The sequence below is a fragment of the Amycolatopsis sp. NBC_00348 genome (assembly GCF_036114655.1).
In the GTDB taxonomy this organism is placed as follows: Bacteria; Actinomycetota; Actinomycetes; order Mycobacteriales; family Pseudonocardiaceae; genus Amycolatopsis.
This window is the reverse complement of record NZ_CP107994.1, coordinates 1,161,420-1,175,696: the sequence shown is the minus strand read 5'-3', so window position 1 is coordinate 1,175,696 and position 14,277 is coordinate 1,161,420. Positions and strand designations below refer to the sequence as shown.

8 protein-coding genes and 3 pseudogenes are annotated in these 14,277 nt (G+C 64.4%); 4 read left to right on the top strand and 7 right to left on the bottom strand.

The window, feature by feature from the left end:
* The first annotated feature begins 66 nt into the window (after positions 1-66).
* Positions 67-3,627: an NB-ARC domain-containing protein gene (locus tag OHS58_RS05690; protein ID WP_328647383.1), complete on the top strand. Its 3,561-nt coding sequence runs from the start codon at positions 67-69 to the stop codon at positions 3,625-3,627.
* Positions 3,628-3,827: 200 nt separating this feature from the next.
* Here the strand turns inward: OHS58_RS05690 and OHS58_RS05685 are convergent, their stop codons facing one another.
* The 5 genes and pseudogenes from OHS58_RS05685 to OHS58_RS05665 form a co-directional block, all read right to left on the bottom strand.
* Positions 3,828-4,178: a hypothetical protein gene (locus tag OHS58_RS05685; RefSeq protein ID WP_442875521.1), complete on the bottom strand. Its 351-nt coding sequence runs from the start codon at positions 4,176-4,178 to the stop codon at positions 3,828-3,830.
* 49 nt (positions 4,179-4,227) lie between these two features.
* The gene (locus OHS58_RS05680) at positions 4,228-4,350 is read right to left on the bottom strand and encodes a hypothetical protein (RefSeq protein WP_328647382.1); all 123 of its coding nucleotides are present in this window, start codon (positions 4,348-4,350) and stop codon (positions 4,228-4,230) included.
* A 330-nt stretch (positions 4,351-4,680) separates the two neighbouring features.
* Positions 4,681-4,821: a hypothetical protein gene (locus OHS58_RS05675; protein WP_328647381.1), complete on the bottom strand. Its 141-nt coding sequence runs from the start codon at positions 4,819-4,821 to the stop codon at positions 4,681-4,683.
* A gap of 703 nt (positions 4,822-5,524) precedes the next feature.
* Positions 5,525-5,611: pseudogene (locus tag OHS58_RS05670) on the bottom strand (IS5/IS1182 family transposase); the annotation flags it as partial.
* A gap of 22 nt (positions 5,612-5,633) precedes the next feature.
* Positions 5,634-7,907: a P-loop NTPase fold protein gene (locus OHS58_RS05665; RefSeq protein WP_328647380.1), complete on the bottom strand. Its 2,274-nt coding sequence runs from the start codon at positions 7,905-7,907 to the stop codon at positions 5,634-5,636.
* 300 nt (positions 7,908-8,207) lie between these two features.
* Between OHS58_RS05665 and OHS58_RS05660 the strand changes: the two are divergent.
* Positions 8,208-9,012 (top strand): annotated as a pseudogene (locus OHS58_RS05660) (IS5 family transposase).
* Between the two features lie 304 nt (positions 9,013-9,316).
* Positions 9,317-10,598, top strand: a pseudogene (locus OHS58_RS05655) (IS256 family transposase).
* 6 nt (positions 10,599-10,604) lie between these two features.
* Here OHS58_RS05655 and OHS58_RS05650 read toward each other — a convergent pair.
* Entirely contained in the window at positions 10,605-10,862 is a 258-nt protein-coding gene (locus OHS58_RS05650) for a tetratricopeptide repeat protein (protein WP_442875555.1), read from the bottom strand.
* Positions 10,863-11,474: 612 nt separating this feature from the next.
* Complete coding sequence (locus OHS58_RS05645) at positions 11,475-12,179, bottom strand: toll/interleukin-1 receptor domain-containing protein (protein ID WP_442875520.1); 705 nt, start codon at positions 12,177-12,179, stop codon at positions 11,475-11,477.
* 632 nt (positions 12,180-12,811) lie between these two features.
* On the opposite strand from OHS58_RS05645, the gene OHS58_RS05640 reads away from it, so the two are divergent.
* Entirely contained in the window at positions 12,812-14,260 is a 1,449-nt protein-coding gene (locus OHS58_RS05640; protein WP_328647377.1) for a recombinase family protein, read from the top strand.
* Positions 14,261-14,277: the final 17 nt, after the last annotated feature.

The window sequence follows — 14,277 nt, the reverse complement described above, 5'->3', positions numbered from 1 at the left end:
TGACTTCACGTCGTTCACGTGCTAATTAGTACGGTTGCCGTGTACTGATCCCGCCTGGAGTGTGGCTTGACTACAAGACGGAGCCAGGTCGCGGTTGCGGCGTCCGCCACCCTGCTGAACATCGCGGTAGCGGTCGCGGTCAATCTGCTGACCTCAAGCTGGAGCTGGCTGATCTTCATGATCTTGGCGCTGCTCTCCGGCGCGTGGATCGGCGTGGAAGGCTGGCGGGCCGCTCCGAAGCGGCCCGGCGGGCAGCGCCGCGAGCACGCCACGGCTCCCGAGGTCGAGGGCAGTTTTGTCCCTCGCCCAGAACTAACTACACCCCTAGTTCGAGCGTTGCTCGGGGGAAGGTCTCGCAAGGTCGGCATCACGACCATGTTGACCGGGGCAGGTGGCTTCGGAAAGACGACGCTCGCATTAGCCGTGTGTGCGCTCGATGAGGTGCAGGCGGCTTTTCCCTGGATCTACTGGGTGCCGGTAGGTCAGGAAATGACCGGAGCTGCGCTCGCCGCAGCGATCAACGACATCAGCGAGCGCGCGGACGGGCAACGGCCGGGGTTGACCAGCCCGGAGCAGGCGGGGATCCGGTTAGGCGGGATCCTCAAGGACAAGGGCCGTTGCTTGCTTGTGGTTGACGACGTCTGGACTCCCGAACAGCTGCGGCCGTTCCTGGCCGCAGGCCGCGGATGCACGCTGCTGGTCACCACCCGTTTTTCTGAGCTCTTACCCGCCGGAACGGACCCGGTCAAAGTCGACCAGATGAGCAGCCCGCAGGCCCGCAACCTAGTCGCAGGCGGGATTCCTCTCCCTACCGAGCTGAGCGACCAGTTGCTCGATCTCACCGGGCGATGGCCGCTCGCCCTCGGCCTGGCCAACGGCGTCTTGCGCCGGGCGGCTCGCGATGGTGCCGACGTGGCGGAGTCGGCGAAGCGGCTGGTCGAACAGCTGAGCCGGCTGGGGCCCGTGGCTCTCGACGTGACGGACGCCGCCCGCCGCACCCGCACTGTGGCAGCCACGCTCGAATCTTCGTTTGGCCTGCTCGGTGCCAGACGGGAACGCGTCGTAGAGCTCGGTATCTTCCCAGAGGATACCGAGATCCCGCTCGAGCTGATTGAGCTCTATTGGCAGGCAACCGCGAAGCTGACGCCCGACGAAAGTGTCGAACTGTGCCGGGAACTGGCCGATCTGTCCCTGGTGAGCCAGCGTCCCGGAAGCCGTGGGCTGCAGCTGCACGATGTCATCCGGTCGTACCTGCGGCACGAATGCGGTGCCGGTCGAATGGCTTGGCTGAACACCGTTTTACTTGAAGCGGTCGCAGCTAGGTTACCCGGTCCAGACACCCGGCCAATCTCGTGGTGGCGGCTCCCGGACTCTCCAGAGTACCTCTGGCGCCACCTGTCATATCACCTGGCCGGCGCCGGCCGACAGGACGAAGTCACTGCGTTGGTGACGGAACCACAGTGGGTCATCGGGAAGCTCCGCAAGCTGGGGCCGGTCGCGGTGGCGGAGGACCTCGCACTCGTCGGCACGGCGGACGCGACCGAGCTGAGCCGGTTCCTCGACCAGCTGGGCCATCTGCTGACTCCCACACTGCCTAGGAACGCCGTCGTCAACGCGCTCGCACATCGCCTGCCGGAGAAGCCGGCCTTTGCCGAGCTGCGGAAGGCGGCTGTCGCAGAAGCCGCGCGGTTCCCCCGCCTGGTCTCGGCCCAACCGCTAAGAGATCTGCCCGATCCGGCACTGAACCGAGTCCTCGTCGGACACGACGGTGGCGTAGTCGGATGCTCGTACAGCCAGGCCGGGGATTGGCTGGTGTCCGGAGCCTATGATGGGCTGCGCGTCTGGGACGCCGAACGGGGTCAGCTGCTCCACCTAATCGCGGACACTGATCACGGGTTCTTCAGTGGGTTGACGCTTTCCGCGAACGGTCGGCTCCTCGCCGTTGAAGGAAGCGACGACAAGACCCTGCAGGTGTTCGAGACCGCTGGATGGCATCCGGTAAAGACGCTGACCGGCCATCGCAGTTGGCTGACTTCCTGTTGCTTTTCGGCCGATGAACGCACGGTGATCACCGGAAGTGACGACAAAACCTTGCGGATCTGGGACGCGGAGTCGGGACGGCCGGTCCGCACGTTCAAGACGGAGGATTCGGTCGAAGCATGCGTCGCCCTCTCCGACGGTCGGATTCTCGGTGTTGAAGGCTGGCGTGCGAAGATCTGGGATCCAAGTTCGGGAGACGTCACCACGCTGCCCTCAACGCGCTCGTTTGACCCCAATGGACTCGCCGTGAGCCCCGGAAACCGGTGGGCAGCCATTCCCGGCGATCAGGGAGTGGCGGTCTACGACCTCGAATGGCTTACCCGGCCGCCGCGCGTGCTCCATCACCACCCCGAACTCACTTGTGCCGTGTTCTCGCCTGACGGCGGCACGCTCGCGACGGGAAGCAGGAATGGATTGATCGTGCTGTGGAGCACGGCATCGTGGCGTCCCACAGGCAAGATCCTTGCCGCCTCGGAGATCAACGAGCTCGCTTTCTCACCTGATGGATCCGTGCTCGCCTCCGCGGGGGACGATGCGACCGTACGACTGTGGAATCCCGCGCTGGCCCAGCTCGACCGTCCTGCAACCAGCGTGAACACCACCATCCAAATCTGCCGGGCCGACCGTGCTGGGACGTGGTTTGCAGTCGCCACGGATTCCGCTATCGCGATCTACGATCCGAAGTCGATGCGAGTCCAGGAAAGACTCGAATTCACCGATTCGGTGTCCATGCTCGAACCGGTCGGGACTAGTTACCTCGCCGCGCAGCTGATCGACCAGGTTGTGATCTGCGAAGCGGATAACCTACAGGCGTCCCGCACGTTGGAACACCCGTCCGAGCTCATGATCAGCGGCCTCTCGACCGGCGGTGATCTGGTCGCGGTCACGGATGGCAGGCAAGTGGTCGTGTGGAACATCGAGACCTGGGAACCACCGGTCTTCCTGCGAATCGGGCCGTCCGGCCTGCACAAGGCCGAAAAGCCGTCGCGAAGTTCGCGTCGCATCCGCATTCTGCGCGGGTTGAACAGGCTGGCTCGCCGGACGAACATCCGTCGGCTTCGGCTCTGGTTCGCGCGTCGCTTGCGGGTGGCCATCCAACGATCGGGCTTCCCGTCGGTGGGGCTCGCCCGAGACGGCAAGTGGATCGCGGTCGCTGCCCATGACGAGGTACTCGTGACGTCGACCAGTACGTGGGAGCCGGTGGCGAAGCTTCGGACGGCCGGCACAGTCAACGGGCTAGGTGTTCTTCTCGAGGGCTCCAGACTGGTGGCGCCCACCGACGAGCGCGTCTACTACTGGAACACTACGACTTGGCAGGCAGCGGAAGCGCACATTGACGACTCGGTGCTTACCACGGCGAACGATGTGGATGTGTCGCTCGACGGGTCGTTCGTTGCCACGGTGTGCGATGAGCACACCGTCCGCGTTTACGGCTGGGACACGGGCGACCGATTGACCGAACTCCGGCTCGACGACGACCTCACGGGAGTCGACTGGCTGCCGAAGAATCGGTTGGCCGTGGTCGGAAAAAATGGTGTGTACTGGTTCGATTTTCTGAGCGGCAGTGAGGATTCTCCGGCAAGGTGAGGACACAGACAACGTCGTATGTCAGCGCGACCACGACCGCCGCCGGTCGGGTTCGGCCATAAGCCCGAACAGGATGATGAGGCCGCGAGCGGTGCCCGCCGACCAGCAATGTTACCCACAGCATCGGACGAATGTTGGTCAGCATGACGTGCGCGCGTCCGCCTATCGGTCGGTCCCGATCGGCTTGGGCTGTTCACGGACTATTCGTCGTCCTCGTCGTCGGCGGGCAGGCTCAGAATCCGCGCGATCTTGCCCAGCGATTCTTCTTCCAGGCCAGCCAGGACCTTGGCGTACACCTCGTGCAGCACCGCCACCGAGTGCCCCGCCCACAGCGCCACCTGGGCTGAAATCACGCCACCCGCCAGCCACGTCGACGCGCAGGCGTGCTGCAGGTCGTAGGGCCGGCGGGCGAGCGGCGATCGGTACTCCTCCGGAGTCAGCGCTGCCTTGCGGCCTTGTCCCACACCCGGGCCGGGGTCGACTTGGCGACGGACCTGGTCGCGCCGCTGATCCGAGTGCAGCGGGTCGGCGGATCGGACGATGGGAATCACCGACTACCCGCGCATGGAGATCGCCTGCTGCGGCAAGGATCGTGCCCTTTCATCTACCGTCTGCGTCGTCCTCGTCATCGAGGGGCAGGCCGAGGATGCGGGCGATCTTGCCCAGCGACTCTTCTTCCAGCCCGGCCAGCACCTTCGCGTACACCTCGTGCAGCACCGCCACCGAGTGCCCGGCCCACGGCGCCACCTGGGCTGAATCACACTCGCCAACGCCTGTTCAGTCGCGAAGTCCGCGGCGAGCAGTGCCATGCCCTTCTGCAGCAGCTGCGCGGACTCTGCCGGCCGGTCTGGCGTCGACATGCGCGGAGGATACCGACCACGACCGACAGCTTCGCCGCATGGAGATGGTCCTGAACCACCCTGTTGGGTTTGCCCAAGTGGTTTTGAGGCGTATTCGCCAAACCGAGCACTCCGCGGGGCGCAGCGCCCATCGCGTTGCGCACGCGCGACACCGGCCGCGGTGGTCGGGTTCGTGCGCTGCCAGCAGCTCTCGCTACGCGGCAGTCAGCCAGGCGGTCACCGTGTCGGCGAGGACGGTCTTGGATGGCTCGTCGGCGTCGCGGGCGAGGGAGTCGAGGTCGTCGAGACGGGTGAGCACCGCCGTCCGCAACGTCGCGTTCAACACCTCATCCACGATCGTCCTCCTCGCAGGGTGACCGGTTCGAGTGCGTGGGGGTGGTGACGATCGCGTGGGCTGGGCTGCGTGGGTGCGGCGACGGGGTGGGGCAGAGCATCGCCAGGGTGTCGACGGCGCATTCAGGACAGATCCGCAGATCTACGGGGAGGTGCGTCGTGAGGGACTCGAGGATGAGTCGTCCCTGGCGCAAGTGCCGGGTGCAGACTGAGACGTCGGTTCCTGGCAGTGCGGTGTGGGCTCGTTCGCGGTGATGGGGGCTGACGCCTCACTGCAGGGAGGTCGTCATGACGGGGCTCCTTCTACGCCGGCAGCAACTACGCCCTGCGCATCGAACACTCCTCCGCTGGCGGCGCGCGCCTGCACAGCCTCGACGGCACCACCACACTCACCTACACGGTCGACGAATGGACCACCTTCACCGCCGGATCGGCCGCCGGCGAGTTTGCCGCCCCAGCAGCGGCGTGACCCCGGAGGCGGAAGCCGGACGACGCAACGAGGCGGCGGGCCGGCGCGGTCACGCGTCAGCGCCTGAATAGTCTCCGGTCCGCTGCCGAGGCGCTCGGGGTTCCAGTCAGCACATCCTGACCAGCCGCATTTCGACGGACCGGCAGGGTCGGCTGTCTGAGCGAATGACCGAGCCCACCGGCGCGGCCTTAGGGGTCAGTTCAGAATGAGTTTGCGGAGGCAGTCAGGGAGCAGGCCAGCGGATTTTGCCTAGACCGGAGCCGTGCTTGACACCGCGGCGAGCGATGACTGGGGTGATGCCACGGACTCGGACCAGGTGCCTCGCCCACCGCATGCACACATGATCAGCTCAACGGGAGCTTACGGGCGCAGTCATCCAACCTCAGCTCCTGTATTCGCATGTCGGAAGCCGTCGATGCGGTCACGCTGGCGAGAAGTTCGAACCACTGCTCGACCTGCGCCTCCGCCCATTGCGGAGCCGGTGCTCCGACTGGATGGAGCATAAGTGCCATCTGCCGAATATACAGCCCAGCACAGTAACGGGTAATCGCGCCGTTGGTCACATGGGATTCATGCATGCGCAGCTTGCGCATCGCATCAACTTGCTCCGTAATCGTGCCCTTGTGCGCGCCCTCCAGAACGGCGCCACGCAAATTCCATAAAAGCGTCTCCGCCTCGGGCTGAGACGTGGAACCGAGCAACCCCTCAATCAACTGGAGGAGGTCGGCCTGAATGAGTTGGGTGATCAACTCCGCTGAGCGGAGAGGCTCCTTGGCTGCTCCTTGAATTTCCACACACCGGCGTGCCGCGCGCAGCAGGTCCCGAGGCAGACCGCCCGACCAAGCGTGGCAATAGTACGCCAGGTGAGGATGGAAGCCGTTTGCTCTGGACGTAACGACATCCTCCGATTCCTTCACCGTCAACCACCCAACATCGATCACAGTGTCAAAGGACGAGTCGAAGGCATCACGATCGGGCAAGCCACGCTGTTCAAAAGACCTGAGAGCGTCGATTGAGACACTCACAACAAAATGCACTCCGTCGATATGAAACAGGTCCTTGAGATTGTTGATCGTCACAACAAGTGCTTCTGCCGTGGGCAATTTGTCCAACTCGTCCACACACACAATAAATCGAGGTCGCCCAGGCTGCCTGCAATATTCCGTTAACAAGTCGCGGAGGCAGGATGCCGAGTCAACCCTTGTCATCGCTCGATGCTTGCGCTTCGTCGAGCTCTCATCGCTGAGTTCACCAAAAGTAGCCAGCTTCACAACATTCTTCGCCACAGTACCATCTTCGATCTCGTAGCTGAGCTCGTCTAGAATCCTAGATGCCTTGACCACCACCGCTGACTGATAGCGATACAAGCGCCTGCGCGGTCGCACCAGCGCCGTGTAAAAGAACCCTGCGGCCGCATACCCCAACACCGTCAGGCCAATGATGCTGGCGGTGCCAAATTTCGGCCAAGCAGCACTGAGAGCATCGGCCACAAGCAAGATGCCACCGAGTATGCCAGCAACGGCAAAACCGTAGAAGCGTGTGAGAAATACGCGGTTAACCAGCGCACCGCGCCGAATCGGTTCCTGCTCGACAATCTTCTCGGCAACCTTCTGCAAGATGTGTCGACAGAAGTCAGCTGGGTCGTGTGAGACCGGAGCCGATACCAGAGTCGACCTGCTGGGAAGCTGCTGCTTTTCCGCAATTGAACGCATGATCGTCGACTTGCCCGCCCCACGGAAGCCCGCAAGTCCGATCGCCGACGAATCGTGGTCCTCAATAAACCGACTCACCTTATCTAATGCCACAGAAGATCGGATCTCAGCAGTGCTCAGCTCAACGAGCCGCGGCGCAATAGGTGAAAGCTTCAAGATCCCCTGCTTAGTGAGCACCTCATTGAGGGCGCGACGCAGAGCATCAGCCACATTAATTTCTAGCGCTCTACAATAATTCGACCATGCCTCAGTAATTTGGTCGCAAACTAGTCGCAAGCCATCCCGAATGCGCTTAGTGAGCACCAACGTCGAAACGAACCACGTCGCCAACGTTGCAATAGCCAGCACTGTACACCAGAAAGAAATCGTTGGATTGATTGTGATTCCAATCCTCCTGGTCAAGAAGTCGCGAATTACGCCACCGTCGACAACACTAAGTATGCAAAAAATGAGTGAATATGCAGGCACCCTTGCGCCAATTACCTGCCGAAGGCTGCGAACGGTATCTCGATGGAACAATTTGAAGCTTGACTGCTTCCCGATCGCTAATTCTCGCAGGGGGGACGTCTCACTCCGAATCCTCTTTTCTTCCCAGATGAACCGCCCCAACGTCGCCCTGCGATAAGGACCATAATCCTTGAACTCACGGGTTTCCAAAACGTCGTTGACATTTTCTTCCAGCCTAACATCTTCGCAGTCAACATGGTTAGGAGATCGCAATATGCGACCAACACTAAAACCAACAATAGCAACGGCGAGCACGTATGCAGACCCTGGCACACCTACAGCCAGCAGACTGCCACCATTGGTGTAATCAATGACAAAGATGACAATAGGCAGCGCGAAGCTGAACACCACCGAGGCGGCGAACAAGATGACAGGCGATACGTTCCTCGACTCAACCATTCCCGCCACCTCTCTTGATACGACGCAGTCGGCCACTGGGCCGACAGCGTTTCAGTCGATCCAGCAGTCCACCCATACGGCCGAACGTCTCATGGCCGATCGAACTCAGCGTGAACACGTGACCCTCACAGGTAACCACTGCGCTGGGGCCGCACGTGATCTCACCTGCAGGCCGGTAAGCGGGAGTCGCAGGTCCTCAACTGTTGGCTCGCGCGCGCCAGTACGTCAGGGATTCATGAACGTGCCTAAGAGCGTGTCTCAGTTGGGTTTTGACTGAGATGTGGGCAAGATCATGGCGTGATGGATCAGTTGTCGCGGCGGCTGGTGCCCGACGAGTTGTGGGCACTAGTCGAGCCGCTCATTCCGCCGGGCAAACGCGTCCACCAGGTGGCGGAATAGCGCGAGTGGGCGATCGGGCGGTGTTCACCGCGATCGTTTTTGTGCTGACCAGCGGATGCGCCTGGCGGCATCTGCCACCCAGCTTCGGGGTCAGCGTACCGACGGCGCATCGCCGTTTCACCGAGTGGACCCAGGCCGGGCTATGCCGACAGTTGCACCAGGCAGTGCTGGACGAACTGGGCAGCCGCGGCATGATCGACTGGTCGCTTGCAGTCCTGGACGGAGCCTCCGTCAGGGCCAAAAGGGGGGCGGACTGACCGGCCCGAACCCGGTCGACCGCGGCAAACCCGGCTCGAAAATCCACGCGCTGTCCGACCGCGCCGGCCTGCCCCTGACCGTCGGGATCTCCGCGGCCAACACCCACGACAGCCACGCCCTGCGGCCATTGGTCAACGCGCTGCCGGCGATCCGGTCCCGCCGTGGACCACGGCGCCGGAAACCGGCCAAGCTGCACGCGGACAAGGCCTACGACATCCCCGCACTGCGCACCTGGCTCCGCCAGCGCGGGATCATCCCGCGCATCGCCCGCAAAGGCATCGAATCCGGCCAGAAACTCGGCAAACACCGATGGGTCATCGAACGGACCATCGCCTGGCTGACCGGCTACCGACGCCTGACCATCCGCTACGAACGCAAACCCAGCCACTACCTCGCCTTCCTCACCCTCGGCGCCGCCATCACCTGCTACAAGAACCTCGCCAACTGAGACACGCTCTAAGTATCCATTCGTCGTTGGCCGCGTCGATGGTCAATTTCTCCAGCTCGCGCCCCGCCGCCGCGGCGTCGCCGGACTCGCCGCCCCAGTGCGCCCGGCGGCGTCGCAGGCCGAGTGTCCACCCATCGTCCGGGCCGCGGTGCCGGACCGCCGTGGCCACGAGATCGTCGAACTTCCGCACCGCTTCCGCCGGGTCGCCGGCCTCGCTGACCCACTTGGCCAGGCGGCGGCCGATGGGACTGTAAAACGAGCGGTGTAACTCCCGATCATGGAAGTGCACCTGATGACCGACATGATGTCCGGCGTGGAGAACGCTGAGGATTCGAAGCCCGAGACCGGGTTGGATGGCCTGGACGAGCAGCTCGTGGCGCAGCTGGTGAGCCGCGCGAAGGATGGCGGGCTGGCGCTGACCGGCGAGGGCGGGGTGCTGGCGCAGCTGACCAAACGGCTGCTGGAGTCCGCGCTCGAGGGCGAGATCACCGACCATCTCGGCTACGACAAACACGACCCGGCCGGCCGTGGGACCGGCAACTCCCGCAACGGCACCCGGTCCAAGACTGTGCTCACCGACGTGGGCCCGGTTGAGATTGACGTGCCGCGGGACCGGGATGCCAGCTTCGAGCCCAGGATCGTGGCCAAGCGACAGAAACGCTTGGGCGGGGTGGACGAGATGGTGATCTCGCTGGCCGCGAAGGGCCTCACGACCGGGGAGATTTCCGCACATCTGGCCGAGGTCTATGGGGCCGAGGTGTCCCGGCAGACGATCTCCACGATCACCGACAAGGTGGTGGAGGGCATGGTCGAGTGGCAGAACCGGCCACTCGATCCGGTGTATCCGGTGATCTTCATCGACGCGATCCACGTCAAGATCCGGGACGGGAAGGTCGCCAACCGGCCGATCTACGTCGCCCTGGCGGTGACCTGCGAGGGCCGCCGCGACATCCTCGGGTTGTGGGCCGGCGACGGCGGAGAAGGCGCCAAGTACTGGCTGCACGTGCTCACCGAGTTGAAGAACCGGGGCGTGGCCGACGTGCTCATGGTGGTCTGCGACGGGCTGACCGGCTTGCCGGACGCGATCACGACCGTCTGGCCGGCCACGATCACTCAGACGTGCGTGGTTCACCTGCTGCGCAACAGTTTCCGTTACGCGGGCCGTCAGCATTGGGATGCGATCGCCAAGGCGCTCAAGCCGGTCTACACCGCGCCCACCGAGGCCGCTGCGCGCGAGCGGTTCGCCGAGTTTCGCGCAGGAGTGGGGTGCTCGGTATCCGGCGATCGTGCGGTTGTGGGACAACGTCTGGGCGGAGTTCGTGCCGTTCCTGGCGTTCGATCCGGAGATCCGGCGGGTGATCTGCTCGACCAACGCGATCGAAAGCGTCAACGCCCGCATCCGCCGCGCGGTCAAGGCCCGCGGGCACTTCCCGAACGAGCAGGCCGCGCTCAAGTGCGTCTACATGGCGATCATGAGCCTCGATCCCACCGGCGGCGGCCGCAAACGCTGGACGATGCGGTGGAAACCCGCGCTGAACGCGTTCGAGATCGCCTTCGACGGCCGCCTGGCCGCCGGACGCAAGTAGTTCCCTTCAACCCGAGTTACACCGCTCGTTTGACAGACCCCGGCCGATTCCCAGAACGTTGGTGCTGGGCGGATCCTCCAGTCGGGTCGCGTCGGTCAAAAGCCGGACTGCCTCGGTCGGATCTCCCCTCCGGCCAAGGCAGTCAGCGGCCTCGGTCCGATATCCGAGGGTCTCCAGGTGCAGTCGGCCGTTGATGGTGATGCTCTCTTCGAGAAGCTCACGCCATAGCGGCAGGGCTGCGGCGTGTTGGCCGGCTTCCGTCATCAGGTAGGCGAGCTGGGACCGGACGGAACTCAGGTCGTAGGGGTGTTGCTGCTCGGCTTCCAGGTCGTGGACCAGTTCGCGCATCGTGCGGATGGCCAGGTCCCAATCGCCGACCCGCCCGTTCTAGCGAGCGGTCGCCTCACGAGCCGAGACGGTCATCCGGTGCGTGCTGCCGAGGGCGCGCGAGCAGTCGTCGGCGACGCGGGACATCAGGTCGAGGGCCGCCCTGTGGTCTCCGCGCATACCGGTCCAGCAGGCGATGCCGAACTTGATGCCTAACGTCGTTTCGTGATCGCCACCGAGGACCTCCTCGGCTCGGAGGCGAAGCCGCTCCAGCTGGAGCAGGGCCCATCGATGTCACCATCGTGTCCGGTTTCCCACGCCACGAGGTTGGCGACCTTGTCCCGCCGAGACCGTCCGGATCCACGGTCTGCGAGCCGACGGAGCTCTTGTCGTGCGAACCGCAGCCCGGCGGCACTGCCGTCCCGCTCCCGGATGAGGTGGCAACGGCGGCTGATACCCAGGACATGCCCGGCCTCCTGGGCCCGGCGGCGATGGTCAACACTTCTCGCGGCAAACGGGGCTCGCCTACTCATGCAGGCTCGGCTGACCTCAGTCCGCGAGCGCGGCGGCAGCGGCAGCGACCTTGGCTGCAACAACGTCGAGCGACGACTCCGCAGTGCTCAGCCCAGCGTGCGAGGCCAACATCGGGCTCACATCGTTGAGGTCGTTAAAGCTCACCCCGTGTAAGACGGGAATGACGCGCCGAGTGGACAGCAGCACGGCGAGTTCCTTCTCCGCTACGCCCTCGTCGTTGATGCTTTTTAGAAGCGCGGGTGTGACCAGCACGATGCCAACGCGGGAGTTCCGTAGTCCCTTGTCGATTTCGCGGATCATGAGCGAGCCGAGGGGCAGGTCCTCCTCGCTGAACCACACCGACGCACCGTTCGACTTCAGGTGGGCGTTCAGCTCCTTCGCGCTGCCTTCTCGGTCTGGCCAAGCGTGGCACAAGAAGAGGTCGCGGCGTTCCGGGTGCGCCTGAGCCTGCTCGCCGGCCTTCTCGGTGAAAGGCTTGACGGTGCGCCACTCTGTCGGCGTGTACGACACCGACCTGCCGGTCCTGGTCCGACGGGAGCCTCCGCTACCGCCCGACGAGCTGCCGTAGCTCGACCCGCCGCCACCGCCGTAGGACGGCCGGGGCGACGAGTAGGAGTAGGACGAGCGGTAGGGCGACCTTCCGCGGCTGCTGCACGCTGGGCAGTTCTCGGCCCCGCTCGCAGTGCGGTGACCTCGGGACGGTGCTGTGCATTGGGCCATACGTCCATAGTAGAGGCGCCCTCCGACATACCTCCATCACTGCGCAGCCTTGCCGCCTGACATTTTCCGTGATCAAATTCGACGCCAAATGGTCGAGACAATCACCGATGACCACGCACCAGCCATCGCCGCTCGCACTGAATCAGCTGGTCACGGTCCATGTCGATCACGCTCGTTCGTCGACGAAAGACATGATCCACAGAAGCGGGTGCCGCAGGTTCGATTCCCACCGGGTGCAGCCCCTGGCACTGGTCAGTGGGTCGCGCTGACGCCCACTCACATCGCTCCGAGGCTCAGATTCGGCGTTGGGGAAATCACAACTAGGCTCGAATATGATCAATTCCGCGCAATGACGCCGTCGGACGCTGCTTCGCCTGCCCTCCCACGCGAGAGTTCTGGGAACTTCGAGCCGGCGAAGGCTCCATGCCGATCACCGCCCACGTGGCCAGGGCGGTTCCGTGCTCGACATCGGAAGGAGCAGGCCATCCGCTGTTACAACCCCCTCGAAGGAAATCGATAACGTTTCGCCAGTCGAGCGCCATGCTGCCCGACAGACAGCGGGGCTACTGCAGATCGTCGCCGCGTAGGGCGTTATACAGTCCTCACTGACGCATCGCGACTGCGCTGATCGGATGAACCGCTCGGAGCGCGCCGTCATGACCCAACGGCCGCGACATCCGTCCAGCGTGATCCCCCCGCACCTGCCCTCGCCTCAGATGGCCGCACCACCTGCTGGCGCGGCCGACCTGCTGGCGCAGTGGATGAACGGCAAGAAGCCGACAACCACCACTACCCGCCCCGACCACAGGAGTGGCTTGCGGTTCGCCTTCTACGGCCGCACGTCGACCACCCGCCATCAAGACCGGGTGTCGTCACAAGGCTGGCAACGCAACATGGCCGATGAGCTGGTCGCGGGCCACGGCCAGGTCGTCGCCACCTACTTCGACGCCGGCACCTCACGCCGCATTCCATGGCGACAACGACCCCAGGCTGCCCAGCTCATGACCACGGCCTCGAGCTCAGAATCCGTGATCGACGCGATCGTGATCGGCGAGTACGAGCGCGCCTTCACCGGCACCCAGTTCGCCACCCTCTACGCCTGGTGCACCCGTCACGGCATCCAGCTCTGGCTACCCGAAACAGGAGGTCCAGTCGACCTCGTCAACCGCGATCACCGAGCGCTGTTGTCACTTCTCGCCACCCAGTCGCAGCGCGAAGTCCTCCGCGCCCGCCACCGGGTACTGGCAGCGATGCACAACCAGGCCACCCAACAAGGACGCTACCTCGGCGGCCGCCCACCCTACGGCTACCAACTCGTCGACGCCGGACCCCACCCCAACCCCGCCGACGCCCGCTGGGGCCGACGCCTCCAACGCCTCGCACCCGACCCCCGAACCGCACCCCACGTCACCTGGATGTTCCGCCAGCGCCTGGCCGGGCACAGCGTCGCCAGCATCGCCCGACACCTCAATGAGCGTGGTGTTCCCTGTCCGTCGAGCGCCGATCCGGCCCGCAACCGCCACCGGACCCGCGGAGCTTGGACCCTGCGCACGGTCGCCGTGATCCTGGCGAACCCGCGCTACACCGGACGGCAGATCTGGAACCGCCGAGCCACGTGCAACGAAGGCCCAGCCGCAACGCCCGCGCTGTCGGCGAAGACGGCGCATCCGGCCCTTGTCGCCGAGCACGACTTTGTCGCCGCGCAACAGATCCGGGCGGCACGACCCGCCAGCGACGGCAGGAGTCGCCGGTTCGCTTTAGCCGGTTTGATCCACTGCGGTGTCTGCGACCGGCGGCTGGACTCGCACTGGAACCACGGGCGTCCGACCTACCGCTGCCGCCACGGCCATACCAGCACCCAACGCACAGGCCAGCTGCGGCCGAAGACGCTCTACGTCCGCGAGGACCACCTCGTCGACGAGATCCATATCCGGCTCGGAGGCGAGGGCAACGACGGCCACACCGAGCTGGAGTCTGCTCGGACACGAAGCAGTCACGTCGCGGTGGCGCTGCGCAATTCAGGACGGTTCGTCGTCTACAACATCTCCGGATGGCGACTGGAGGAGACCGACTCGAGCTGAGCTACCATCGCCTCAGC

Coding starts and splice junctions, on each gene's coding strand:
- OHS58_RS05665 (WP_328647380.1), bottom strand. CDS start 7,907: ATGGTTGAGTCGAGGAACGTATCGCCTGTCATCTTGTTCGCCGCCTCG.
- OHS58_RS05650 (WP_442875555.1), bottom strand. CDS start 10,862: ATGACGGAAGCCGGCCAACACGCCGCAGCCCTGCCGCTATGGCGTGAG.
- OHS58_RS05645 (WP_442875520.1), bottom strand. CDS start 12,179: ATGGCCCAATGCACAGCACCGTCCCGAGGTCACCGCACTGCGAGCGGG.
- OHS58_RS05640 (WP_328647377.1), top strand. CDS start 12,812: ATGAACCGCTCGGAGCGCGCCGTCATGACCCAACGGCCGCGACATCCG.